The sequence below is a fragment of the Lysinibacillus sp. FSL L8-0312 genome, assembly GCF_038003285.1.
In the GTDB taxonomy this organism is placed as follows: domain Bacteria; phylum Bacillota; class Bacilli; order Bacillales_A; family Planococcaceae; genus Lysinibacillus; species Lysinibacillus fusiformis_D.
In genome coordinates, this window is sequence record NZ_JBBOOV010000001.1 from 4,477,748 (window position 1) to 4,502,703 (window position 24,956).

Here is a 24,956-nt window from a genome sequence, read left to right on the forward strand (position 1 = left end):
TTTAGCCATGTTCAAAGCTAATGGCTCGTACTTATCATTTTCAATACAATTAATTGTCTGTCTAACAACACCGCATTCTTTCGTAAGTATAGCTTTGGTTATCCCTAATTTGTTTCTCAACATTTTGATCATACTCCTCAGGTTTATCCCTCCGTTTTGTCTGAAGTGTTAGCCATTTATTTTATACTCTTTTTACTGAATGACCAAATGTTGTTACTATGTAACACGGTCATTTTATAGAGTTCTATGCCATTCTTCTTGCAAGATTGCGTAATAGTATTCATCCCACCAATTGTCACCATGCGGTATACATTTTTTAAAAAATCCTTCACGCCGCATACCGATCTTTTCCATCACTCGGTAAGAAGCTATATTTTCGGGTTGGCATGTTGCTATTATTCTATGAAGCTTCAATTTGGAAAATCCATAATCTAATAGGGCTTGAGCAGCTTCTGATGCATAGCCATGTTGCTGATAAGCAGGATTCAATACCCATCCAATTTCATAGGTATGTTCGCCAAAGCATCGATGAAAAACTAAATGACCAATAACTTCTGGTTGATCGCGTAAAGTAATGGCAAAATGCTTAGCTTGATCCGCGCTATTTTCTGTTATAAATTTTTGGACTTGTTCTTCCGTTAAAACTCCTTCAGGCATATAATGCATCACCGTTTCATCAGACATATAGCTATAAACAGCCTGCCAATCTTGGGCTTCAAATTTTCGGATAAGTAATCGCTGTGTTGTGATGTTCATTTAATTTCCTCCAATAAATATAAATTTTTTCCTTTTATTATTAGTTATACACGACTAACATCTGGAAGTCATGTAAATTATGGCTAAGAAGTGTTATTAAGGGTTGGTATAACTGCATTTTAAGGGAAAGCATGCTATACTTTGCATACTGAAGTCATTAAGCTAGGTATTGAAAGGTGTGTAACAATGTTATCAAAGGAAAAAATTAACCGAATTAATGAACTTTCTGCTAAGGCCAAAAGTGGTCAATTAACAGAAGCAGAGGCTAAGGAGCGAACAGCGCTTCGCAAGGAGTACTTAGATACGTTTAGAGCGACTATGCGAGATACGATTGAAAATGTAAAAGTGGTAGATGCAGAAGGTAATGATGTGACACCAGAGAAAGTAAGACAAGCTAAAAAAAATAAATTTCTAAATTAATGTGACACAATTCAATAAAGTATGTATGAAAACGCAATTAGTATAACAAAAGCATTGTTTTCTAAAGCAATGTTGACTAAACTGTAAAAGAACAATATAGGACGAGAAAGGATGTCACAATATAATGACTCAACACGCGGATCTTTTAGCAATTAATGCTATTCGAACTTTGTCAATCGACGCTATCGAAAAAGCAAATTCTGGTCACCCAGGTTTACCAATGGGGGCGGCGCCAATGGCTTATACGCTATGGACAAAACAATTACGCCATAATCCAGCAAATCCAAAATGGTATAACCGTGATCGTTTTGTACTATCAGCTGGTCATGGTTCTATGCTTCTGTACAGCTTACTTCATCTTGGAGGCTATGGTTTACCAATGGAAGAAATTCAAAACTTCCGCCAATGGGATTCATTAACACCAGGACATCCTGAATACGGTCATACAGTAGGTGTAGAGGCAACAACTGGTCCACTTGGTCAAGGGATTGCTATGACAGTTGGTATGGCAATGGCTGAGCGTCATTTAGCGGCTACTTACAATAAACCTGGTCATGATATCGTTGACCACTACACATTTGCCCTTTGTGGTGATGGTGACTTAATGGAAGGTGTAGCAGCTGAAGCTATTTCATTGGCTGGTCACTTAAAACTTGAAAAATTAATCGTACTTTACGATTCTAATGATATTTCTTTAGACGGTGACTTAGAAAAGTCATTCTCAGAAAACGTACAAAAACGCTTTGAATCTTATGGCTGGAATTACTTAAAAGTGGCTGATGGTACAGATGTAGATGCCATTAATGCCACAATTGAAGAAGCGAAAAAATCAACTGGCAAACCAACATTAATTGAAGTAAAAACAGTGATTGGTTTTGGTTCTCCAAATAAATCTGGTAAAGCAGATTCACATGGTGCGCCACTTGGTACAGATGAAGTTGTCTTAACGAAAGCTGCGTATGAATGGGCACACGAGCCATTCCAAATTCCTGCTGAAGTGTATGATACATTTAATGCTGCTGCTGAAATACAAGGTGCACAATCTGAGGAAGCTTGGAATGCTAAATTTGCTGCATATAAAGAAGAGTTCCCAGAGTTAGCGGCTCAATTTGAAAAAGCGATGAATGGTGAATTACCAGAGGACTTTGCGTCAGAGCTACCAGTATATGAGGCAGGTAAATCTGTAGCAACACGTTCTTCTTCTGGTGACGCGATTAATGCCATTGCGAAGAAAACTCCTTCATTCTTTGGTGGTTCCGCTGACCTTGCTGGCTCCAATAAAACAACGATGAAGGGTGCAGGCGATTTCTCTGCAGACGATTATGCTGGTCGCAACATCTGGTTTGGTGTTCGTGAATTTGCAATGGGTGCTGCAATGAACGGTATGGCTCTTCATGGTGGTTTAAATGTATTTGGCGGTACGTTCTTCGTATTCTCTGATTATGTTCGTCCAGCAGTTCGTCTTTCTGCATTAATGGGGCTTCCTGTAACATATGTATTTACACATGACTCTATAGCAGTAGGGGAAGATGGTCCGACACATGAACCAATCGAACACCTTGCATCACTACGTGCGATGCCAAATCTCTCTGTTATTCGTCCTGCGGATGCAAATGAATCAGCAGTAGCTTGGGAGCTTGCCGTAGCATCAGAAAAAACGCCAACCGTTTTAGTATTATCTCGTCAAAACTTACCTGTGCTTGACGCCTCTATTGAAACAGTTCGTGATGGTGTTACGAAGGGTGCTTACACAGTATCTCCTGCTACAAAAGAAGTAGCAGATGCTATTTTAATCGCAACAGGCTCTGAGGTTTCACTTGCTGTTGAAGCACAGAAAGCGTTAAAAGCAGAAGGTGTGGATGTGGCAGTTGTTTCCATGCCGTCTATGGATCGCTTTGAAAAACAAGACGCAGCTTATAAAGAATCTGTCCTACCAAAAGCTGTGACAAAACGTCTTGCGATTGAAATGGGTGCATCATTTGGCTGGCATAAATATACTGGCTTTGAAGGTGACGTTCTTGCAATCGACAAGTTCGGTGCATCAGCTCCTGGTGAATTAGTAATGGAAAAATACGGATTCACTGTAGAAAATGTCGTAGCGAAAGTAAAAGCACTATAATTTATATTAAAATACCGCAACACTCAGTCGATGTTTAAGTTCGCTGAGTGTTGCGGTATTTTTTTATCGTTTTTCATTATGATAAAAGTGAGATTATTGCAGAGGTGCTGCATCATTTTGCCAAGTATCCAAAGGAACAATTTATCATGATCGGGGCTCGTGAAAATGATTTTGATGCTATCAGCGTGACATATGGTTATGGATCATGACAAGAATTAGAAAAGGTATATTGTGGATCTAATCAAGTATCTCTAAATACATGAAAAAACTGCATGCTGACATGCAGTTTTTTATGTAGGTGTTATTTAGCAAGGCCACTTTGAAAAGCGTAGACAACGGCCTGTGTACGATCTTGCACTTCGAGCTTTGCTAAAATATTGCTAACATGTGTTTTTACGGTCTTTAAGGCAATGTATAGTTCGTCAGCGATTTCCTGATTGGCTTTACCCTTTGCCATGAGCAATAATACTTCCATTTCACGGTCAGTGAGCTGTTCGTAAAGGGGCGTATTATTACCGTGGCGCATACGGTGCATCATTTTGGATGTGACTTCTGGCTCTAATACTGTTTCGCCACCTATGGTTTTACGAATAGCATCGGCAATTTGTTTAGCATTAGAAGTTTTTAAAATATAGCTTACCGCACCAGCCTCTAAAGCAGGGTAGACTTTATCGTCATCTAAAAAACTAGTCACCATCATGATTTTTGCCTCTGGCCATGCCGTTAAAATTTCCGCTGTTGCCTCTGCTCCTGTCATGATGGGCATGACATTATCCATTAAAATAATATCAGGTCTTAGGGCAAGGGCACGCTCCACAGCCTCTTTGCCGTTTTCAGCCTCACCTACAACTGTAATATCTGGTTGTGCTGAAAGATAGGCTGAAACGCCAATCCGTACCATTTCATGATCATCCACTATGAGCACTTGTATCATCGACATGAACCTCCTCCTTCTGTAGCGGAATTTTAACCTCCACAATCGTTCCTTCTTCAGGCACGGACACAATTTTGTATGTGCAGCCAATTTCAACAGCTCGTTCAGCTATATTTTGTAAGCCGTACGAAGTTGATTTATCGGCCTCCACATCAAAGCCTAACCCATTATCCTGAATTCGTAAAATGGCTAAGTCATCTCGTGCAACAAGCAGTAACTCCACTTCACTTGCTTTGGCATGACGGAGCGTGTTAGAGAGGGCTTCCTGTGCAATACGGAATAAATGGTCTTCTTCTGCTTTTGTTAAGGCCATTTCCTCTAGCTCATATTCAATATGGAAATAAACTTTTTGTTGAAGTTCAATAATCAATTCCTCTAAGCCTTGTGCTAGCGTTTTATTGTGTAGAGCTACAGGTCGTAAGTGGAGCAGCAATGCGCGCATTTCTAGCTGTGCCTGCTGAACAATCTTTTCCACCTGTTTTAAGCTAGTAGCATTTTCGTCATTTTCAGTTAATGCTGAGAGTAACATAGAAGCCGCAAATAATTGCTGTGATACGGAATCATGCAATTCCCTAGCAAGTCGTTGGCGTTCAGCAATAATACGCTCCTGAATAATTTTATCATTTGCTTCTGCCCGTTCATTGGAGAGTCGCTGTAAGCTTTTTCGCTGTGTATCGATTAATTCACTTGTTTGAACTATTGCCTTTTTTAATGATTTCGGAAGTGCTTGTTTTTTAGGGAAAATAAAATCAGGCTCGATTAATTGCTTCACAATGCGTGTTGCTTGAGCTTCTCGTGCTCGAGCAGTCATGCTGATCCAGCTAGCAAACAGGAAGCTAAGTACAAACAGGCTAACTACGATGATGCCTCCTAGCGGAATATTATCGTAAGTCTGCTGCCACAATGGCTCCCATGTTTTTTCATCCGGATTGCCCCATACCGCCACAAGCAGACCGAAAACAGCACTCATTAAAATGAAAAATAGCGTAAACAATCTTGAGATAAAGGCAATCATTTTCGTAGCACCTCCAAATCTCCCAGCCAGGTTGCGACATGAATAATTAAAACGCGTTTAGCATCCTCAGGGTTGCCGTCAGCGAAAGTAATACTTTCATTTAAGATGCGTTGTGGCCCCTTATGTAAGCAGATAAGCTCACCAAATAACGTCGTATACTGTAAACGGAAAGGGATTTCATAGGGAATATAGATTTGAACTTTCCCGATCCCTTGGCGAATTGTAATGAGACTAGTGCCAGCAGGTAAGATTGTTTGTGTTGTATCAATCGTAATATCTCCTGCAAGGCGTTGAATTTGTACATCTTGCCATTTGTACGCTTCTGTAGGTGCTGGCATTGTGCCAATCAAGTCATTTTTAGTTGTAGGAAGCTTTTCAAAAAGCTCTGCACCGACTACCTTTGGTTCGTTTTCTCGTTGTAGGTATTGATAAAGCATATATAAGAGCATGATGACGACGAATAAACGTAGGCTCCACATGGTAAACAAAGCAATAGCAATGAAGAAAATTCCTGTCCATTTAAAAAAACGAACTTTTTTGGAAAAACTTAAATAAAGAAGTACTGCCCCAATCAATAAACAGAAGGCTCCGCCATTATTAAAAATAGTAAGCTCTACAAAGACGAGTAAAAAGAAGCATAGTACCCAAAACGTGAGCTTATTTGTTGTGAAATTTTGCAAGAGGGTCACCCTTCCTTCTACTAATAGTATAAGAGAGGGAATGGGACCCTCTATTTTTAAACGTGAAAGAATGCGCCTTATAAAGTTGGCGCATTGCTTTCATTATAACATGTTATTTATTTTCAATTAGCAGTGGTGAGTGATCTTCTGCTGCTTTTTTTTCTAATTCTGCCAGTCTTGCCTCGAAAGTTGTTACCTCATGATCTTTATCGATTTGGTAAGCTAATTTATCGATATAGGCTTCTAAATCTTCAAAATTTGTTTTATTGTTTTTGGCAATCATGCCGTCCATTTGATGGTGAGCACGTGTTACATTTTCTTTTCCCATCAGCTGTAATTGACGTACTTTCATATCTTTAATTTTATGCTTCATTGTTTCGAATTTACGCTCTAGCTCGAAGTATTCACGTGTACTCGATTCAATGCTCGCTTGTAGTGTATGATTACGAGCTGTGTAAGCCGTTACTTCATCTGTAGCGAAATCAATTAAATCCTGTTCACCACTAGTTGTTGCCAATGTTAGTTGGGCTTCACGTTTAGCTAGTAATTCAGCATTTTGCTTATATTCTTGCTCTAGCTTTTCTTTTAATTGCCCTTGTCGTTCTAATAATTTACCTGTTTGTTCTGTTTGTTTTTCTGCCTCGCGAATGTATTGATTTAACATTGCAATCGGATTTTTTTGTTCCTTTTTATCAAATATTTGATGTAAGTCTGCCTCTACTGTATATCTAAAACGTTGAAATAAATTCATTTAATTTCGCTCCTTTTTATTTTGTTAAGTTTGACCATTCTTTTTCAAAGTTTGTAAACGGATCTTCTTCTTTTTTCCCTTCGATTGTAGGGATTTTTACATCTTCGCCATTCCATTTTTTATAGATGACATAGATAATAGCGATAGCTGCAAGACCGATCATTGCTGGAATGTTAGACACTGCTGATAGAACACCGATTAGACCAACTGTAAACCAGAAAATTTTACCGAATGTTGATTTGCTTGCCATGTAGAAATGCATGCCTAGTGCTACAAATAATCCGGAGAATAGTAAACCTGCCAGTGGTCCTATTAAGGCAAGTGCAACACATGCTGCGATGACGCCTCCAGTTAATAAAAGAAATTTTTTCATTTGTTTTAGCTCCTTTCGTTTGTACCTTTATGTTACCTCTATACAAGATTGTCTAAAACGGACTCGAAATTGATTTTGATCTAGGTCTTGAGGCTGAGAACCATCTAAGCTGTAACGAAAGTGGGTTTTTGGCGTATAAAACGAGCTGTTTTTTCTTGTTTTTGGAAAATAACTATTTTGTTTTATCAAAAAATACCATTTGTCATAAAGTCATTTATAGATGCGAAACTAGAATTTTTTCGACAAAAATAGAAGATAGATCCTTCCTTCGTTTGACAAATTAACAAGGTTGGATGAGCTATACTTATGGAAAAGAAACTGAGCGAAGGAGGATTTCTGGTGAGAACCTATTCTATATATAAGATAAAAGAAGAGCATTTAACATTTATTTTTGGCAGAGAGCGTAAGTTGTTAGAGATGATGCAAGGCTGTGAAGACGCCAACGAGAAATCCTTAAAAGAGCTTGCATATATATGTGAATCTGTTCGTTTTGAAGAAATTGCAGCGATGTTGGAACATCAACTTGATTCCAAATATGCACATTTAGAAAGAGCCCGCAATGCTTTGTTTTTAGAACATCCGATAAAAGGCAAAATGGCTATTTATTTGGTCGATCGTAAAATTTGTGTTTATTGTGAAGGTTCGCGAATGCTAGATTTAGATTTATTTCAAATGCTTGCCAAAATGAGTGAACGGTTTATTGCTTTTAATAAACAGGATAATGAGTGTGGGTGGTTAAAGCCGATGAAGTATACAATGCACTAGGAAAATTCACTACAATATATAGTAACACGCTATCATTTGGTGTATAATGGTGCGTGGAGAGTTTTTCTCGGTATATTGTAGTGGAGGAGGTTGGTTGTATGCCTACATGGGGCTGGATTATTATCGTAATTATCGCATTAGCAGCGGGAGCGGCACTTGGTTTCTATTTCGCTCGTCAAGCTATGATGAAATATTTAAAAGAAAACCCACCTATTAATGAGCAAATGATTCGTATGATGATGGCACAAATGGGTCGTACGCCGTCTGAAAAGCAAGTACGTCAAATGATGGCACAAATGAATAAATTCCAAAAGTAATCGGAATGATGAGAGCAACTAGTTCAAACTTAACTAGTTGTTTTTTTTATATTTTTTACAGTATTTAAAAAATTCTTGAAAATCATATAATTCTATCGGGAAACTATGTATAATAGAATTACCATACGGAAAGGGGTTATGTATTATGCAAAAAGAAAAGACAAATGTAGAAAGCTTTGATCTGGATCATACAAAAGTAAAGGCACCTTATGTTCGTTTAGCTGGTATTAAAACGGGCCAAAATGGCGACGAAGTGTACAAATATGATATTCGCTTTAAACAGCCAAATAAAGAGCATATGGATATGCCTGCCTTACATTCTTTAGAGCATTTATCTGCTGACATTATTCGTAACTACTCTGATCACATTGTTGATTTTAGTCCAATGGGTTGCCAAACAGGCTTCTATGTATCACTGATTAATCATAATGATTATGAGGAATTATTAACTATTTTAGAGAAAACATTTATTGATGTGACAAAAGCAACAGCTGTTCCTGCATGCAATGAGGTGCAGTGTGGCTGGGCTGCTAGCCATAGCTTGGAAGGTGCACAATCATTAGCTGAAGAATTTTTAGCAAAACGAGATGAATGGCATATCGTTTTTGGAGAATAATCATTTATAAAACCTTGCGGAGATAATTCCGCAAGGTTTTCTTAGTGTTGAAAAACAAAACAGTCAATTGGAAGGTAGAAATGGATTTCCCTTGCAGGCTACTTGCTTTCCTGTGGGCGAGCGTCCCGAGCCGCTTCCTCCGCTATCGCTCCGTTTAGAGGCTCGCCTGTCTCGTTATCCCACGGGAGTCAAGTAGCCTTCCACTCCAACCTACAAAAGTATTACCTTTTTAGCAAAGGTTTTCAAATAAGGCGAAGGTCTTCACTACTCTTTATGGAGAGGTGTTGTCACACATCACTTCCCCACATTGAAAATAAGAGCTTATTCCCTCTAAAAATAATGGGCTATTTAATCGCTATATTACTATGAAAAAAAGTAAAGACACTTTGCAGAATGGTTGATTGGAGTGGAGCCAGCGTCACTCCTAGGGGATTTAGCGTCACAGATGAGACCCTGGAGCGAGCGTAAGTGAGTGAAGCGGCTCATCGGACGCCCCCTGGAAAGGGCGCTGGCGGAACGGAAATCAACCTCTCACCTTGCAAAGTTGCTTTTTCTGCCTTTGACATGATCTTTTTTCATGTGTGCTAAAAATGGAATGGAATGACATTGGAGGAGGAAGACTCGGGATTGATTTTTTGGTAAATAAAACTTTCTAAAAAATCATGAATTAAATCCTCATATTCATCCATATTTTCATTAAAGGACTGTGCATGTGCCCCAGTGTCAAAAAGTTTTAATTTTTTGGGACCTGCTTTTTTATTGTAGAGATCTAGTGACATCGACGCTGGAATAAATGTATCAGGAATACTGTGAATAAAGAGTACTGGTTTTTCAATATGTGTCACGGCTTCAGCAGGTGTTACACTTTTGAAGGAGTAACCATCTCTGAGGCGAACAAAGAAATCGGCAAAGCGAATGGGAATAATGGAGCCATATTTAAATTCGGTTTTGGCGATTTGCTTCAACAACATGGAAAAATCGGAGAACGCACAGTCTGAAATATAGAAATCAGCACCATCTTCCACTGTTCCAGCATAAAGTAGCATAGTTGCTGCCCCCATGGATTCACCGTGAATCCCAAGGATAGCGTCTTCACCAATCATGGCTTTCACTGTCTTTACTACTGCATCAAGATCATTTTTTTCATAGTAGCCATAACTCGTTGTTTTGCCCCCAGATTCACCATGACGACGATGGTCAAAAATAACTGAATTATAGCCAAGTCTTTCAAATAATCGAGCATATTTTACGGAATTTATTTTATTTTCAGTGACACCGTGACAAATGATGATGGTGTTATTAGTTTGCAAAGGCTGAAACATAATGCCTCGAATTGAGTAGCCATTAGGAGAATCAATATTGAGTTCACATTTCAAGTTATTATTGTACCAAGCTTCATCAAAGCGCTTGGCAGTCGTTTCTCGTTCTCGAACAAACTCCGGGTCTTTTTGTTGGATATACATTAATTTATTGGAAAGCGCGAAGCCGAACAGACCTGTTGCAGCTGCGGCTAGCGTTGTTGTAATACCAGAGAATAAAAGCATCTTCTTTTTCATCATAAAACACCTCCACATGCTGTTTCTTATTTGTAATGTTCCCAACTAAGATTGTTTAAAACACGTCAACATTTTACAATATCTTTGGCAAAACTGCGATTATTTCTATTATCGAAAATCGTCAAAATATTTGTTAAAATATACATATCTGCTAGTAGCATATGCATGCAGTGTTGATTTTTGAACGGGGAAAAGGGGAGAATGATTATGACAAACGAGGTAGTAATCGTGAGTGCTGTGCGTACAGCGATAGGCTCATTTCAGGGGACATTAAAAGACGTACCAGCGACAACGTTAGGTAGCATTGTCATTAAAGAGGCGTTAGCACGTGCAGGTGTAGCAGGAGAACAAGTAGATGAGGTCATTATGGGGAATGTCTTAGCGGCAGGGCTTGGACAAAACCCAGCTCGTCAAGCGGCAATTAAAGCGGGGTTACCTCACGAGGTATCAGCATTAACAATTAATAAAGTATGTGGATCGGGTTTAAAGGCTGTTCATTTAGCCACACAGGCGATTATAGCGGGAGATGCTGAGATTGTTGTTGCGGGGGGCTTTGAAAATATGAGCCAAGCACCTTACGTCTTAAAAAATGCACGAGAAGGCTTCCGAATGGGCGATCAAAAGGTAGTAGATACAATGATTCAAGATGGCCTATGGTGTGCTTTTAATGATTATCATATGGGGATTACCGCTGAAAATTTATGTGATATGTATCAAATTTCTCGAGAAGAGCAGGATGCTTTTGCGGCTCGTTCTCAGCAACGTGCAGAGGCAGCGATTGCAGTTGGCAAGTTTGAAAATGAAATCGTGGCTGTCGAGATTCCACAGCGTAAGGGAGAGCCACTTCTTTTCAATAAAGATGAATTTCCACGAGCAGGTGTGACAGCGGAGTCCTTAGCTAAGCTACGACCAGCATTTAAAAAGGATGGCTCCGTTACCGCAGCGAACGCATCGGGTATTAATGATGGTGCAGCAGCAGTTGTGGTGATGTCAAAGGAAAAAGCACAAAAGTTAGGCATTCAACCAATGGCAATTATTACAGCGAATGCTAGCGCAGGTGTCGATCCAGCTATTATGGGGACAGGTCCTGTAAAAGCTGTCCAAAAAGCACTAACAAAAGCAGAGACAACTTTAGACGATATCGATTTAATTGAAGCAAATGAAGCATTTGCAGCACAATCAATTGCTGTAGATCGTGAATTAAGCTTTAATCATGATAAACTAAATGTTAACGGGGGTGCTATTGCTCTTGGTCATCCAATCGGTGCAAGTGGTGCTCGTATTTTAGTGACGCTATTGCATGAAATGGAAAAGCGTGACGCAAAAACGGGCTTAGCCACATTATGTATCGGTGGGGGACAAGGCGTAGCAACTGTTGTAAAGCGCCCTTGATATCAATAAGAAGGTGAATGTAATGGGAAAGAAACGAAAACAGCAGCAACGCACTGACAATAGCATGACAGCTAGCCTACCTAAGCAAGAGGCGGTCACATTAGCGGATCAGCTTGGCGGCGATGTGCTCGCAAAATTAAAAGCGGCGAAGCAAGATTTAACAGCCAAAGAGCAGGCGGCAGAGGAAGAACGTCAAGCAAAATTAGCGTTTGAACGCAAACAACGTGAAAAAAATAAATCGTTTGAAGAATTACTAAACGAATACGGCGATAAAGGCTCTAAATTTTAAAAATAAAGCAGTGAATTCACACAGGCGGGTTCACTGTTTTGTCTTTTACAGCATTTAAATTATGTCGTTATAGTCGATATACAAAGAGAGATTTTTGAATTTAATGGAACGGGAGACGCTGCCAATAACATATACCTAATTGTAGTTTAGTATCAATTAAATTATGTTAGGAGAACAACATGGTAGAATTACAGACAGAAAGAATAAGATTAATTCCTTTAAACGCCAAGTATCTAAAATTACTAATAGAGCATGAGAAACAAATGGCCAAGCAGTTGTCATTAAGTATGGGTGAGGGGCGTTTAGATTGTGAGCTTAAACAAGCATTGTATTTTAGACTTTCCAAAGTCGTAGAAGATGAGCAAAACTATCTTTGGCATACGAACTGGTTACTTGTGTTAAAAGAGAAAAATTGTGCTGTTGGTGGCATAATGCTAAAAGGTATGCCAAATGACCAAGAGGAAGTTGTGATTGGGTATTATACTTTTCCTCCTTATCAGGGGCAGGGCTATATGACAGAATCAATCATAGCTCTTCAAAACTGGTTACTTCATCAGCTAAATGTAAAATACGTTATTGCAGATACCGAAAAAGATAATGTGGCATCCCATCGAGTTTTAGAAAAAGCAGGAGCTACCTTGTATAAAGAAACAAACTCCCTCTATTTTTGGAGATTCCAACTTTAAAAAAATGGCTAAGACAAAAGACTATGATTGTGCCTTTTGTCTTTATTTTGGTTAAAAATGGTAATGTCACAAAAAAGATTTTTTAGCAAGGCGAGTAGTTCCGTTCCGCCAGCGTCCTTTTCAGGGGGCGTCCGATGATCTGCTTCCCTCACTTACGTTCGCTCCAGGGTCTTCTCTGTGACGCTGGCTCCACTCCACATTAACCATTCTGTAAAAGTGTCAGTAGCAGTAGTGAATAAAATATTTCTATTTTTAGAGAGTGGGACGCGATTAATCACCACTACCATCAATAAAGTAGTGAACACCTTCATTTTATTTGTGAAACCTTTGTAAAAAAGAGAACTCTTTTGTAGAGCGGCAAACCTTTTTTTACTTTAAATTCTATGGATATTTTGTTATTCAACACAATGAAGACAAAAGGCTACGGTAATGCCTTTTGTCTTTTATTTTTAAGTATTTTTCTCAGTGCAACAACGATACTCACAAAAACAATGGCTCCAGCTGTATCGACCAAGACATCTTGGAAGCTCATTGTGCGACCTGGTGTAAAGCTTTGACGAAATTCGTCAATGATAGCAATTGTAGCTGTTCCTGCAATGGCAATACTTGCTGCAAAATGTCTTTTTCCCCAAGCAAAATACAGACCAAGTGCAATGCATCCAAACCCAATAAAATGTGTCAATTTACGAATTAAAAACTCTACAAATGGAAAATAACCACGTTCTTCAACGGAAACGATGGTTCCCCAATAGGGAATTTTTAAAACAGATAGTTGTTTTTCAAAAGGTTTATTGGCAAGTAGATCTTCTAATTCTGGTAGGATACTCTGTTGCTCATAGGTCATACTAGAGGAGATTACTAATATGACAAGACAGATGATGAAGACCAGCCATTTTTTCATCGGTGTTCTTGATACTGCTCATTTTTAGTCAGTTTATTGGCTGCATTAAAATCTGTGATTACGTTGATTTTTTCATAGGCAGCTAGCGTTTGAGCTAGCTGTTGTTGTGAGCTTGCCCCAATTACCGTTGAAGCGATCGTAGGCTCTTTCAAATTAAAGGCGATGGCCAGCGCATGTAAATCATCATATTGTAAAGCTAAGTCTGTTAACGATGCTGTTAATTCCTCTGCCGTATAGCCGTTAAAACCATTGACCTGTTGTAGACGTTGTTGCCAGCTATTTGTTAATAAGCCTTTTGCCACTGTGCCACGTGTTACAACAGATGCACCTTGATTTGCAATAAACTCAAACCATTCTTCAGGGCGACGATCTAGAGCACTATATTGCATCATAACGCTTTTAGCTGAGCTTGCAGGTAAAAATCGCTGCAATACATTTGGACGAATAGAAGAAATGCCATATTCACGAATGAGCCCTTCTTTTTTAAGTCCTTCAAATGTGTCAATAATTCCATCCCAATCATCTTCGATTGTGCCGCCATGTAATTGATAGACATCAATATAGTCTGTACCTAGTCGTCGTAAGCTAGCATAGGCAGCTTCTTTAATATAGTCTGGGGATGCGTCCCAATGCCAACCATCGACGCCTTCTGTCCAACGGTTTCCTACCTTTGTTGCTAGGATGACATCATGACGACGTTTACCTAACGTTGTACCAATGATTTCTTCGTTTGCACCAAAATCATATAAATCCGCTGTGTCGATATAATTAATCCCGGCATCTAATGCCATATCGACAATGGCAGCTGCTTGCTTTTTATCTGTCGAAAGAGACATGCCTCCTAAACTAATCTCTGAAATAAACAATTCACTTATGCCAAGCTGTCTTTTTTTCATATGATCGTCCTCCTTCGATTTCTCTACTTGTAATGGTACAATGAACATATCTGAAGAACAAGCGAGGTTATCGTCAGTGAAAAAGTTTGAGGAAAAAACAACGACAACAACACCAATCTATGATGGAAGAATAATAAAACTACAAATTGATGAGGTAGCTTTACCAAATGGACAGGTTGCGAAACGTGAAATCATAAAGCATCCCGGTGCCGTAGCAGTTATTGCCGTTACGGACGAGGGGAAACTAGTGTTGGTAGAACAATATCGTAAAGCGCTTGAACGTTCAATCGTTGAAATTCCGGCAGGGAAGCTGGAACCTGGTGAGGAGCCAGTGGTGACAGCACGTCGTGAATTAGAGGAAGAGACAGGCTATGGAGCGCATAAACTGACTTTTTTACAAACATTTGCAACATCACCAGGCTTTGCGGATGAAGTTATTCATTTGTTTGTAGCGAGGGAATTATATACAATAGATAATAAAGCAGATTTAGATGAGGATGAATTTGTCGAATTATTAGAAGTTTCGTTGGAAGAAGCACAAATAATGGTGGCAGATCAGCGTATATATGATGCTAAAACGGCATTTGCAGTACTCTGGCTGGCTGCAAATTTAGAAAATAATCTTTTAGCATAATAGAGACGGACGAGCATAAGCTGTACAAACCTTGATAGAAAAGGAGCATGTTTATGTCTCGTACGGTGTCTATTTTTTATCACGCTTCCATCATTGCAGTAAGTTTTGTTTGCGGCGTTATTTTCTTTCATATTATTGGTGGACCGAAAGCGGAACCATTTATATTATTTATAGAGCCTCGTTTAGCAGATGGGGACAGGCACTCCATTTTTCGTTTAGTACTGCCTGTCACTATTTCTATAGGTCTTGTATTATTACTAGCAACACATAGCGTATTAAAAGTTTTAGTGCGTGTGACAGTAGCCATACGTGCCACTTTTTTTGGCTTTAGTTCTGTTTTTTTATTACAAAAACTTGAAGCTTTTTGGCTTTATACGATTTGGTGGTTTCCATTTCAGCTCATCTATTGTATATTGTTGCTAGTCCTATGCAATTTACTTGTACCCGCTTGGTCCAAGCGAAAAATCGGGAAACAAGTATCTGGTCGAACAATTTTGTTGAATTTTATCGCATTTTTCATCATAATAGTTGCTGAGTTTATTGTTATTGCTTATGTGTTAAAATGAAGGATTGAATGGACAGAAATTGTGATCAGATAAAAAATAGAAGCATGTTAGAAATCTATTCACTATCTTGTAATAGGATTTACTCCTTTGGTATAATGGAAAGAGTTTAGGGGGGCGTCACATGGAGAGCCGAATTGATCGTATAAAAAAACAGCTGCATAGTGCTAGTTACAAGCTGACGCCGCAGCGAGAAGCGACAGTTGCTGTCTTGCTTGAGCACGAAGAGGACCACCTAAGTGCTGAGGATGTTTATCTTTTAGTAAAAGAAAAAGCACCAGAGATTGGTCTAGCTACTGTTTATAGAACGTTAGAATTATTAACTGAGCTCAAAATTGTCGACAAAATCAACTTTGGCGATGGCGTATCGCGCTATGACCTACGCCAAGAGGGAGCTGCCCATTTCCACCATCATCTTGTTTGTATCGAATGTGGTGCTGTTGATGAAATTCAAGAAGATTTACTTGAAGATGTGGAAGCCGTTGTTGAAAAACGTTGGAACTTTATTATAAAAGATCACCGACTAACTTTCCACGGCATATGCTGGCGCTGTCATGATAAAAACGACGAATCGAATGAAGAAAAATAACAAAAAGCTGTCTGTTTTAATCTTAAGTATAGATTGAATCGGGCAGTTTTTTGTTTTTTTTGAGGCGGCAAATGTTTTGTTCCGAAAGCGAAGTGTAAGAACAGAAGTTTCCTCGGACGAGCTTAATGAAAGAGTTATTAATAACTTGGACACATTTAAGTAGAGTGGCCTTGGATTAATTATAATGTAACGATAATATGGTTGGATTATGTCGAATAGAGGGGGCTTTAGCACATTTCTTAAGGCCATGATAAAATAGAGAATAATTGACAGTGAGGGGGCGTTATGATGAATGAATTTCAATATGCAGTAGAGGACTATATCCATTTTATTCAGGTGGAAAGGCAGTTATCTGTTAATACATTAGCATCCTATCGCCGTGATTTAGAAAGCTATGTGCATTTTTTGCAGGAAGCAGAGGGGATGGCTGATTTTAGCCGTGTGGAACGAACAACTATTTTGCGGCATTTAGAGCAATTGCGAGCACAAGGGAAGACAAGCCGTACCGTTGCCCGTCATATTTCTTCTATCCGGAGCTTCCATCAATTTTTACTGCGAGAAAAGCGTGCAGAAACAGATCCGACTGTTCATTTAGAAATGCCAACTATTGAGCAAAAGCTACCGAATATCCTATCTATTGAAGAAATCGAAGCGTTACTAACAGCTCCGAATCGAAATAAGCCACAAGGTATACGTGATCTTGCCATGCTAGAGTTACTATATGGATCTGGCATGCGCATCAGTGAGCTCATTGCACTGGATTTAGCCGATATTCATTTAACGATGGGCTTTGTCCGTGTCTTTGGGAAGGGTGGGAAGGAACGAATTATTCCACTTGGCAAAAATGCCCTTTCGGCGATTAATGCCTATTTAAACGGTGCTCGTGGTCAGTTGCAAGGAAAGCACCCAAAAACAGATGCGTTTTTTATTAATCAAAGAGGGAAACGTTTAACAAGGCAGGGTTGTTGGAAATTAATGAAGGAGCATGCTTTAAAGGCAGGCATCCAACATGAATTAACCCCACATACATTGCGTCATTCCTTTGCTACTCATTTGGTCGAAAATGGCGCTGATTTACGAGCGGTGCAGGAGATGCTTGGTCATGCAGATATTTCTACAACGCAGATTTATACACATATTAGTAAAACAAGATTATCTGAGGTCTATAAGCAATTCCATCCACGTGCTTAAAACTCTTCAATAAGTAAAAATTATATTTTAGTCGGATGTCTGACCTTTATTTTTCGCATTTTTTTGGTAAAATAGAGTCATGAGATTAGGAGGCAACCATTATGAATAAACCGTTTAACAAAATCCATGTTGTTGTCATGGACTCAGTAGGTATAGGTGAAGCGCCAGACGCAGCCAATTTTGGTGATGTTGGTGCACATACATTAGGACATATCGCTGAAAAAATGAATGGGCTTACAATGCCAGTGATGGAGTCCTTTGGTTTAGCAAATATTGAATCATTGCAAGGTATGCACGCGGCTACAGAGCCAAAAGCATACTACGGTAAAATGCAAGAAGCATCTGTCGGCAAAGACACGATGACAGGCCATTGGGAAATCATGGGGTTAAATATCGATAAACCATTTAAGGTGTATCCAGAAGGATTTCCAGCGGAGCTTATTGCTGAGTTAGAGCAACGTACAGGTCGTAAAGTACTGTGCAATCAACCAGCAAGCGGTACACAAGTGATTGAAGATTTCGGTAAGGAACATATGGAAACAGGTGCGATTATTGTTTATACATCAGCCGATCCTGTTTTACAGATTGCTGCTCACGAGGAAATCATTCCATTAGAAGAATTATATAAAATTTGCGAAATGGCGCGTGAATTAACATTACAGCCTGAATATTTAGTAGGACGTGTCATTGCAAGACCATTTGTTGGTACGCCAGGCAACTTCACACGTACTGCCAATCGACATGACTACGCATTGAAGCCATTTGGTCGTACAACAATGAATGTTTTAAAGGACGCAGGATTAGATGTCATTGCCATTGGAAAAATCTCAGATATATTCAATGGTGAAGGTGTCACTGATTCGGTACGCACAAAAAATAATATGGATGGTATGGATCAATTTGCAGAGGTTGTCCGCCGTGATTTTCGTGGGATGAGCTTCTTAAATTTAGTGGACTTTGACGCCAACTTTGGTCATCGTCGTGATCCATTAGGCTATGGACAGGCACTACAAGAATTTGATGCACGCCTACCAGAAATTACAGAAGCGATGTCAGAGGATGATTTATTAATCATTACTGCCGATCACGGAAATGATCCAACCTTCCATGGAACAGATCATACACGTGAATATGTACCGTTAATTGTCTATTCACCACGTTTCAATGGTGGAGCAGAACTAGCTTTGCGTGAAACTTTTGCGGATATTGCAGCAACAGTTGCTGAAAACTTTAGTGTAGAAGCACCACCATTCGGCAAAAGTTTCTTACATGATTTGAAATAAGGGGGTTTTTCGTATGAATATGGTTCAATTGTTTGAAAAGAAAAAACAAGGAATAGAGCTATCTCAAGCTGAAATTCAGTATTTTGTTGAAGGCTATACGACGGGTTCCATTCCAGATTATCAAGCAAGTTCACTTTTAATGGCTATACGCTTACTAGGTATGTCTGATGATGAAACATTTTATTTAACAAAGGCCATGATCGAATCAGGGGATGTTATTGATTTAACGTCTATTGATGGCTTTAAAATCGATAAACACTCTACAGGAGGAGTTGGTGACAAGGTCACACTTGTTGTCACACCAATTATCGCTTCTTTAGGAATCCCTGTGGCGAAATTTAGCGGTAAGGGTTTAGGCATTACAGGTGGAACAATCGATAAACTTGAATCCATTGAAGGCTTCAAAACAGAGCTTTCATCACAGGAGTTTATTGACAATGTCAATCAGCATAAAATTGCAGTTGCCGGACAAACAGGGAATCTTGTACCAGCCGACAAAAAATTATATGCATTACGTGATGTGACAGGTACTGTCGATTCTATTCCATTAATCGCTGCGTCGATTATGAGTAAAAAAATTGCAAGTGGTGCAGATGGTATTGTACTTGACGTAAAATGCGGCTCAGGTGCGTTTATGAAGACGCAAGAAGAAGCACAGATTTTAGCGGATACAATGACGGCCATTGGAGAAAAACTTGGGCGTAAAGTTGTCGCACATATTAGTGATATGGATAATCCTTTAGGAAAAATGATTGGCAATAAACTTGAAGTTGTAGAGGCGTATGCCTTATTAAGTGGACGCTTGGAAGAAACGCATGAAGATTTGTTGGATGAATGTATTGTTATTTCTTCCTTAATGTACCAAGTTGCCGCTGGCGTGAATGAAGCGGAAGCGACCGCTGAGGTTAAGCGCGTGCTTGCTGATGGTTCTGCTGCTGCAAAATTTGAGGAGTTCATTGTTGCACAAGGTGGCGTAGTTTCTGATATTGTCCAAAATGAAACCGCTCATAAAGTAGCAGTGACAGCTGTTGCAGAGGGCACTGTGGAAACCATTAATGCGTTATTAGTAGGTGAAGCGAGTGTCAGTCTAGGTGCTGGACGATTAACGAAGGAATCGGTACTTGATTATGATGCAGGCATCCAGCTGATTGCTAAAAAAGGTGACCATGTCAATCATGGCGACACGATTGCTTATTTATATGCCAATCAACCAATTGTTGAAGAGACAATCAATAAAATACAGCAAGCATATACAATTGCATAAAGATTCGTTAGCGAGGGCTCTCACTTTAAGTGAGCTCTCGCTTTTTTGCGTTCTAAGGATCGTTAAACTTTAGCTAGCAATGGCGTTTAGAAAATGTAGATTTATCCCATACTGCACTTAACCTAAAAAGCTATAAGTATGTCGATTAGACACTATTTCGGAAGACTTTGCACTAGTTCTGTCAGCCGCAAGGATTCATTGCATTGAATGTGGAATTGCACGAGGAGGAGGCGATGTTCATGCATTATCAATTAGAAATGGTCACAAGAGAGACTGTCGTTATACGTTTGTTTGGGGAGCTCGATCACCATGCAGTAGAACAAATTCGAGCGAAAATTTCTACAGCAATTTTTCAAGGCACTGTGACGACCATCATTTGGAACTTAGAAGGGCTTTCCTTTATGGATAGTTCAGGCGTTGGCTTAGTGCTTGGTCGAATGCGTGAGTTAGAAGCAGTTGCTGGGCGAACTATTTTATTGAATCCATCGCCAACAATGCGAAAAGTATTTCAATTTTCAGGATTAGGGCCATGGATGATGGATGCAACAGAGGAACAAGCGATTGATCGCGTAAGGGGGATTGTAAATGGATAACGAAATGACATTAACATTTTTAGCACTTAGTGAAAATGAAGCCTTAGCCCGTGTGGCTGTTACAGGTTTTATTGCACAATTAGACCCAACTATTGATGAGCTATCAGAGTTTAAAACAGTTGTCTCTGAAGCGGTTTCCAATGCCATTATTCATGGCTATGAAGAAAATGGTAAGGGTGTTGTTACAGTTCATGCAAAACGTGAGGATGACATTGTAACGGTATCTGTCATGGATAAAGGAATAGGAATTGAGGACGTTAGTCGAGCGATGGAGCCATTATTTACAACGAAAAGTGCGATGGAGCGTTCGGGTATGGGCTTCACCATTATGGATAGCTTTTCAGATCAGCTAACAGTAATGTCTAAATGGCAAGAAGGAACAACTGTAACGTTTACGAAGAAATTTTACACAGTTCGCACAGCGGTAATGTGAGGTTGAGACAGTGAAGCCGCTAGAACAGTCGTCCGATAAGCTATTGTCTCAGGAGGAAATGCGTGATTTAATTGCACGCGCACAGCAGGGCGATCATGAGGCTCGTAAACGAATGGTAGAAGGCAATACGAGACTTGTGTGGTCCATTGTTCAACGTTTTACAACGAGAGGTGTTGAGCTTGAGGATTTATTCCAGATTGGCTGCATAGGGCTGATGAAATCTGTAGATAAATTCGATTTAACCTATGATGTGAAGTTTTCAACCTATGCAGTCCCTATGATCATTGGTGAAATTCAACGCTTTTTGAGGGATGATGGCATGGTGAAGGTGAGTCGCTCTATTCGTGAGCTAAATTTTAAAATTCGTCATGCTACAGATGAATTTATTAAGAAAAATGAACATCCACCAACCATTCAAGAACTTGCTCAGGTACTTGGTGTGACAACGGAGGAAATTGTCACAGCATCCGATGCGCTGAGAGATCCAGCATCTCTTCATGAGCAATTGTATGAAAGTGAAGGGGATTCCATTACATTGATGGACCAAATGAAAGATGAAAAATCTGAGCAACCATTTGATTATATCCCATTGAAGGAAGTACTCACGAGACTTGAACCGAGAGAGCAGTCTATTATTTATTTACGCTATTTTTCAGATTGCACGCAAACAGAAATTGCGAATAGGTTAGGGATATCACAAGTACAAGTGTCTCGTTTAGAGAAAAAAATCCTTGCCCAGCTGAAAAGTTGGATGGCTACAAGCGCTACCGTGGAGCAGGAAGCTATAAAAAAAGACATCTAAGAAAATGGTGACAGCATGACAAATAAATTATTTAACAGCTTAGAAGAAGCCGAAGATTTTCTTATTGAACATTTTGGTGACGGCGAATCATTTGACGTTGGTATTAAACACTTATTTGTCAAGGATTTGCCGGTCCTTTGTGCATATATTAGCGGGCTTGTGGACGGAGAAGCTTTAACACAGTTACTCTCTAGCATGCTTCCAAATGAAGACATTGACATTGATGTGGAGGATGAGAAGGAATATTTTGAGTCCTATTTTAATTTCCATGGGCGTTCAGAGGAAACAGAGCGAAAAGCCTATTTATTAGCCATTTTAAGTGGACAAGTCACCTTTATTACTAAAAGTGGCTATTGCTACGTTGCAGAGCTGAGGAATTATCCAGGACGTTCTCCAGAAGAGCCAGATAATGAAAAGGTAATTCGTGGTTCGCGGGATGGCTTTACAGAAGGAATTTCTCAAAATACGGCTTTAATACGTAGGCGAATTCGCAATAGTAATTTACGTTTCGAGCTACATAAAATATCCAAAATCGGCCAAACCGACGTGGCGATCGCGTTTATGAAGGATATTGCCAATGAAGATATGCTCGAAAATTTACGACAGCGCCTTGGACAAATTAATCACGATGGCTTGACGATGGCCGATAAATCATTAGAAGAATGGCTTTTTAAGCAAAAATTCCATCCAGTGCCATTTGTACGCTATACGGAACGACCTGATATTGCAGCAGCGCATCTGCTTGAAGGGCATATAGCGATATTGGTCGATACCTCTCCATCCGTGATTTTAGTACCTGTTACTATATTTCATTTATTACAGCATGCGGAGGAATATCGACAGGCACCAACAGTTGGTACGTTTGTGCGATTTATGAGGTATTTTGGTTCTGTCATGGGTTTACTTTTATTACCATTGTGGTATGTGTTTGCTACAAATGAATCCTTACTGCCGGATGCCTTATCCTTTTTAGGCACCGAAGAGAAATCGCATGTACCATTATTATTGCAAATATTGATTGCAGATATAGGTATTGAATTTTTAAGGATGGCCGCCATTCATACTCCGTCACCATTATCGACTGCGATGGGATTGGTTGCGGGGGTAATCATTGGTCAAATTGCTATTGATGTAGGATTATTTTCTGCGGAGGTAGTTCTTTATACAGCAGTAGCAGCTATTCTTATTTTTATCATTCCATCATATGAACTCAGTATCTCGATCAAAATTTTTAGGTTGCTGTTATTAATTATAACGGGTCTCTGGGGTGTCAATGGCTTATTTATTGGCTTATTTTTATTGTTTACGTATTTATGTTCATTACGACCTATGCAGGCACCTTATTTATGGCCGCTTGTTCCATTCTTCCCAACGGCAATGCTTCGTGTCATCATTCGTTTCCCAATGACTTCCGATGCATTAAGACCTTATGTAGTCGCTTCCAAACAGCGAAAAAGATCATAGGAGCCGTTGCACTCGTTTTTTTCATGTGATAAAGTTCACATATAGTATTTTGTGATTTTTGCAAAAATTATTTTCATTCAAGAAAAAGTAGGGTATATACATTTTTCTTTTAATATTTTTATGGAAATAATTACTTGATGGGATGCCACGAAAGTCCCTACAAAGTGTGAAAATAACAAGATGGAACGATGTGAAAAGGGAGAGATGCACATGCATTTATATGGAACACAAGCGATTTCTGAAGATGGTCATTTAACAATTGGACAGGTAGACACACTAGAGCTAGCAAAAGAGTATGGTACACCACTTTTCGTGTATGATACTGCACTTATTCGTAAGCGTGCACGCGGCTTTATCGATACGTTTAAAAAATTAGGCGTAAAAGCAGAAGTAGCTTATGCTTCAAAAGCATTTGCATGTGTAGCGGTGTATCAATTAGCAGCAGAAGAAAATTTATCCTTGGATGTTGTATCTGGTGGGGAGTTATTTACTGCCTTAAAGGCAGGCTTCCCAGCAGAGCGCATTCATTTCCATGGTAATAATAAAAGCATTGCTGAAATAGAGCTAGCTTTTGACTCCAAGATTGGATGTATGGTTGTAGATAATTTCTATGAAATACAGCTTTTAAAAGAAATTTCGGAGCGCCGTCAGCAAAAAATGCGTATTTTATTACGTGTTACACCAGGTGTGGAAGCACATACGCATGATTTCATCACGACAGGTCAAGCAGATTCAAAATTCGGCTTTGACTTAAACAATGGTCAAGCGGATGAAGCATTCCAACAAACATTTAACCATGAATTCCTAGAGCTACTTGGCTTACATTGTCATATTGGCTCACAAATTTTTGATACTGCTGGCTTTGGCTTAGCTGGAGAAAAATTGATTGACAAAATTTCTGATTGGAACAAGACTCACGAATTTACGTGTACTGTGTTAAACTTAGGTGGGGGCTTTGGTATTCGTTATACTGAAGAAGATGCACCGCTGGAACCACAAGTTTATGTAGAGGATATGATAACAGTTGTGAAAAATAAAGCAACTGTGCTTGGACTGAAGATGCCAGAAATTTGGATTGAACCAGGTCGATCACTTGTAGGTGATGCAGGAACATCTCTTTATACAATCGGTTCACAAAAAACAGTGCCAGATGTGCGCAAATATATTGCGGTTGATGGTGGGATGAGTGATAACATCCGCCCAGCATTATACGATGCTAAGTATGAGGCAGTCATTGCAAGTAAAGCGAATGAGCCGAAAAACGAACTCTATACAGTGGCTGGTAAATTATGTGAATCTGGCGATAAATTAATTATTGATGCGAAACTACAAGATGCTGCTTCAGGCGATGTGTTAGCCGTATTCTGTACAGGTGCGTATGGTTATTCGATGGCTAGTAATTATAACCGTGTGCCAAGACCTGCTGTTGTATTTGTAGAAAATGGACAGCATCAACTAGCTATTCGCCGCGAAAGTTATGAAGATATTGTGCAAAACGATCTCCCGCTAACTTTAAAAAAGGGTGAGTAAATTTGAGGAAAAATAAGTGGGTATTACTAGCGTCCATTTCAACTTTTATTTTGTTGTGGGGCGTTGTCTATTGGGTGTTGGCGTCTAAAGGTATTCTCGGACCTGGTTCGTAAGACAGAAATTGGCTTGCGGTAAAAGTACAAA

29 protein-coding genes are annotated in these 24,956 nt (G+C 39.4%); 20 read left to right on the forward strand and 9 right to left on the reverse strand.

The window, feature by feature from the left end:
• Positions 1-234 precede the first annotated feature (234 nt).
• Positions 235-756: a GNAT family N-acetyltransferase gene (locus MHI22_RS22285; protein WP_058843964.1), complete on the reverse strand. Its 522-nt coding sequence runs from the start codon at positions 754-756 to the stop codon at positions 235-237.
• Positions 757-942: 186 nt separating this feature from the next.
• Here MHI22_RS22285 and MHI22_RS22290 point away from each other — a divergent pair, with 186 nt between their 5' ends.
• The 3 genes from MHI22_RS22290 (at position 943) to MHI22_RS22300 (ending at position 3,504) form a co-directional block, all read left to right on the forward strand.
• Positions 943-1,176, forward strand: a complete 234-nt coding sequence (locus tag MHI22_RS22290) for a DUF896 domain-containing protein (RefSeq protein ID WP_036128062.1) — start codon at positions 943-945, stop codon at positions 1,174-1,176.
• Between the two features lie 124 nt (positions 1,177-1,300).
• Positions 1,301-3,295, forward strand: coding sequence for a transketolase (tkt, locus tag MHI22_RS22295; RefSeq protein WP_058843965.1), 1,995 nt, complete (start codon positions 1,301-1,303; stop codon positions 3,293-3,295).
• A 47-nt stretch (positions 3,296-3,342) separates the two neighbouring features.
• Positions 3,343-3,504 (forward strand): hypothetical protein, encoded by a 162-nt coding sequence (locus MHI22_RS22300; RefSeq protein WP_271912569.1) that lies wholly within the window; start codon positions 3,343-3,345, stop codon positions 3,502-3,504.
• A 92-nt stretch (positions 3,505-3,596) separates the two neighbouring features.
• On the opposite strand, the gene MHI22_RS22305 is transcribed toward MHI22_RS22300, so the two are convergent.
• The 5 genes from MHI22_RS22305 to MHI22_RS22325 form a co-directional block, all read right to left on the reverse strand.
• Positions 3,597-4,229, reverse strand: a complete 633-nt coding sequence (locus MHI22_RS22305; protein WP_271913544.1) for a response regulator transcription factor — start codon at positions 4,227-4,229, stop codon at positions 3,597-3,599.
• Entirely contained in the window at positions 4,204-5,244 is a 1,041-nt protein-coding gene (locus MHI22_RS22310; RefSeq protein ID WP_036128054.1) for a sensor histidine kinase, read from the reverse strand. Before MHI22_RS22310 ends, MHI22_RS22305 begins: the two co-directional genes overlap by 26 nt.
• Entirely contained in the window at positions 5,241-5,924 is a 684-nt protein-coding gene (gene liaF, locus MHI22_RS22315; RefSeq protein ID WP_036128050.1) for a cell wall-active antibiotics response protein LiaF, read from the reverse strand. Before liaF ends, MHI22_RS22310 begins: the two co-directional genes overlap by 4 nt.
• Positions 5,925-6,036: 112 nt before the next feature.
• Entirely contained in the window at positions 6,037-6,675 is a 639-nt protein-coding gene (locus tag MHI22_RS22320; protein ID WP_036128047.1) for a PspA/IM30 family protein, read from the reverse strand.
• Positions 6,676-6,691: 16 nt separating this feature from the next.
• Positions 6,692-7,048: a lmo0954 family membrane protein gene (locus MHI22_RS22325; protein WP_036128044.1), complete on the reverse strand. Its 357-nt coding sequence runs from the start codon at positions 7,046-7,048 to the stop codon at positions 6,692-6,694.
• 306 nt (positions 7,049-7,354) lie between these two features.
• On the opposite strand from MHI22_RS22325, the gene sirA reads away from it, so the two are divergent.
• The 3 genes from sirA to MHI22_RS22340 all read left to right on the forward strand — a co-directional run bounded on the left by sirA (position 7,355) and on the right by MHI22_RS22340 (position 8,746).
• Complete coding sequence (gene sirA / locus MHI22_RS22330) at positions 7,355-7,813, forward strand: sporulation inhibitor of replication protein SirA (protein ID WP_170829784.1); 459 nt, start codon at positions 7,355-7,357, stop codon at positions 7,811-7,813.
• 98 nt (positions 7,814-7,911) lie between these two features.
• Positions 7,912-8,130, forward strand: coding sequence for a YneF family protein (locus MHI22_RS22335; protein ID WP_004232154.1), 219 nt, complete (start codon positions 7,912-7,914; stop codon positions 8,128-8,130).
• A gap of 145 nt (positions 8,131-8,275) precedes the next feature.
• Positions 8,276-8,746: an S-ribosylhomocysteine lyase gene (locus tag MHI22_RS22340; protein ID WP_036128043.1), complete on the forward strand. Its 471-nt coding sequence runs from the start codon at positions 8,276-8,278 to the stop codon at positions 8,744-8,746.
• Between the two features lie 584 nt (positions 8,747-9,330).
• On the opposite strand, the gene MHI22_RS22345 is transcribed toward MHI22_RS22340, so the two are convergent.
• Positions 9,331-10,302, reverse strand: a complete 972-nt coding sequence (locus MHI22_RS22345; protein WP_036127977.1) for an alpha/beta hydrolase — start codon at positions 10,300-10,302, stop codon at positions 9,331-9,333.
• A gap of 207 nt (positions 10,303-10,509) precedes the next feature.
• On the opposite strand from MHI22_RS22345, the gene MHI22_RS22350 reads away from it, so the two are divergent.
• The 3 genes from MHI22_RS22350 (at position 10,510) to MHI22_RS22360 (ending at position 12,669) form a co-directional block, all read left to right on the forward strand.
• Positions 10,510-11,694, forward strand: a complete 1,185-nt coding sequence (locus MHI22_RS22350; protein WP_080717167.1) for an acetyl-CoA C-acetyltransferase — start codon at positions 10,510-10,512, stop codon at positions 11,692-11,694.
• A 22-nt stretch (positions 11,695-11,716) separates the two neighbouring features.
• Positions 11,717-11,983 carry a YqkE family protein gene (locus tag MHI22_RS22355; protein WP_036127968.1) on the forward strand — a complete coding sequence of 89 codons (267 nt, stop codon included), beginning with the start codon at positions 11,717-11,719 and terminating at the stop codon, positions 11,981-11,983.
• 179 nt (positions 11,984-12,162) lie between these two features.
• Positions 12,163-12,669: a GNAT family N-acetyltransferase gene (locus MHI22_RS22360; protein ID WP_271912580.1), complete on the forward strand. Its 507-nt coding sequence runs from the start codon at positions 12,163-12,165 to the stop codon at positions 12,667-12,669.
• A gap of 421 nt (positions 12,670-13,090) precedes the next feature.
• Here the strand turns inward: MHI22_RS22360 and MHI22_RS22365 are convergent, their stop codons facing one another.
• Complete coding sequence (locus MHI22_RS22365) at positions 13,091-13,570, reverse strand: VanZ family protein (protein WP_036127962.1); 480 nt, start codon at positions 13,568-13,570, stop codon at positions 13,091-13,093.
• Positions 13,567-14,466: an aldo/keto reductase gene (locus MHI22_RS22370; RefSeq protein ID WP_036127959.1), complete on the reverse strand. Its 900-nt coding sequence runs from the start codon at positions 14,464-14,466 to the stop codon at positions 13,567-13,569. Before MHI22_RS22370 ends, MHI22_RS22365 begins: the two co-directional genes overlap by 4 nt.
• A gap of 76 nt (positions 14,467-14,542) precedes the next feature.
• On the opposite strand from MHI22_RS22370, the gene MHI22_RS22375 reads away from it, so the two are divergent.
• The 11 genes from MHI22_RS22375 (at position 14,543) to lysA (ending at position 24,812) form a co-directional block, all read left to right on the forward strand.
• Positions 14,543-15,100: an NUDIX domain-containing protein gene (locus MHI22_RS22375; RefSeq protein ID WP_036127956.1), complete on the forward strand. Its 558-nt coding sequence runs from the start codon at positions 14,543-14,545 to the stop codon at positions 15,098-15,100.
• A 53-nt stretch (positions 15,101-15,153) separates the two neighbouring features.
• Entirely contained in the window at positions 15,154-15,666 is a 513-nt protein-coding gene (locus MHI22_RS22380; RefSeq protein WP_036127953.1) for a hypothetical protein, read from the forward strand.
• A 121-nt stretch (positions 15,667-15,787) separates the two neighbouring features.
• Positions 15,788-16,252 (forward strand): ferric iron uptake transcriptional regulator, encoded by a 465-nt coding sequence (gene fur / locus MHI22_RS22385; RefSeq protein WP_004232171.1) that lies wholly within the window; start codon positions 15,788-15,790, stop codon positions 16,250-16,252.
• Between the two features lie 288 nt (positions 16,253-16,540).
• A complete protein-coding gene (gene xerD / locus MHI22_RS22390; protein WP_340812662.1) occupies positions 16,541-17,443 on the forward strand; it encodes a site-specific tyrosine recombinase XerD in 903 nt (300 codons plus the stop codon).
• Between the two features lie 101 nt (positions 17,444-17,544).
• Entirely contained in the window at positions 17,545-18,726 is a 1,182-nt protein-coding gene (gene deoB, locus MHI22_RS22395) for a phosphopentomutase (RefSeq protein ID WP_340812663.1), read from the forward strand.
• A gap of 13 nt (positions 18,727-18,739) precedes the next feature.
• On the forward strand, positions 18,740-19,990 hold the full coding sequence (locus tag MHI22_RS22400) for a thymidine phosphorylase (protein WP_089932073.1): 1,251 nt from the start codon (positions 18,740-18,742) through the stop codon (positions 19,988-19,990).
• 239 nt (positions 19,991-20,229) lie between these two features.
• On the forward strand, positions 20,230-20,583 hold the full coding sequence (gene spoIIAA, locus MHI22_RS22405) for an anti-sigma F factor antagonist (protein WP_036127938.1): 354 nt from the start codon (positions 20,230-20,232) through the stop codon (positions 20,581-20,583).
• Positions 20,576-21,016: an anti-sigma F factor gene (gene spoIIAB / locus MHI22_RS22410; RefSeq protein ID WP_036127935.1), complete on the forward strand. Its 441-nt coding sequence runs from the start codon at positions 20,576-20,578 to the stop codon at positions 21,014-21,016. Before spoIIAA ends, spoIIAB begins: the two co-directional genes overlap by 8 nt.
• Before the next feature lie 58 nt (positions 21,017-21,074).
• Entirely contained in the window at positions 21,075-21,818 is a 744-nt protein-coding gene (gene sigF / locus MHI22_RS22415) for an RNA polymerase sporulation sigma factor SigF (protein ID WP_283778184.1), read from the forward strand.
• A 15-nt stretch (positions 21,819-21,833) separates the two neighbouring features.
• Complete coding sequence (locus MHI22_RS22420) at positions 21,834-23,282, forward strand: spore germination protein (protein WP_089932075.1); 1,449 nt, start codon at positions 21,834-21,836, stop codon at positions 23,280-23,282.
• Positions 23,283-23,492: 210 nt separating this feature from the next.
• A complete protein-coding gene (gene lysA, locus MHI22_RS22425; RefSeq protein ID WP_340812664.1) occupies positions 23,493-24,812 on the forward strand; it encodes a diaminopimelate decarboxylase in 1,320 nt (439 codons plus the stop codon).
• The last annotated feature ends 144 nt before the right edge of the window (positions 24,813-24,956 follow it).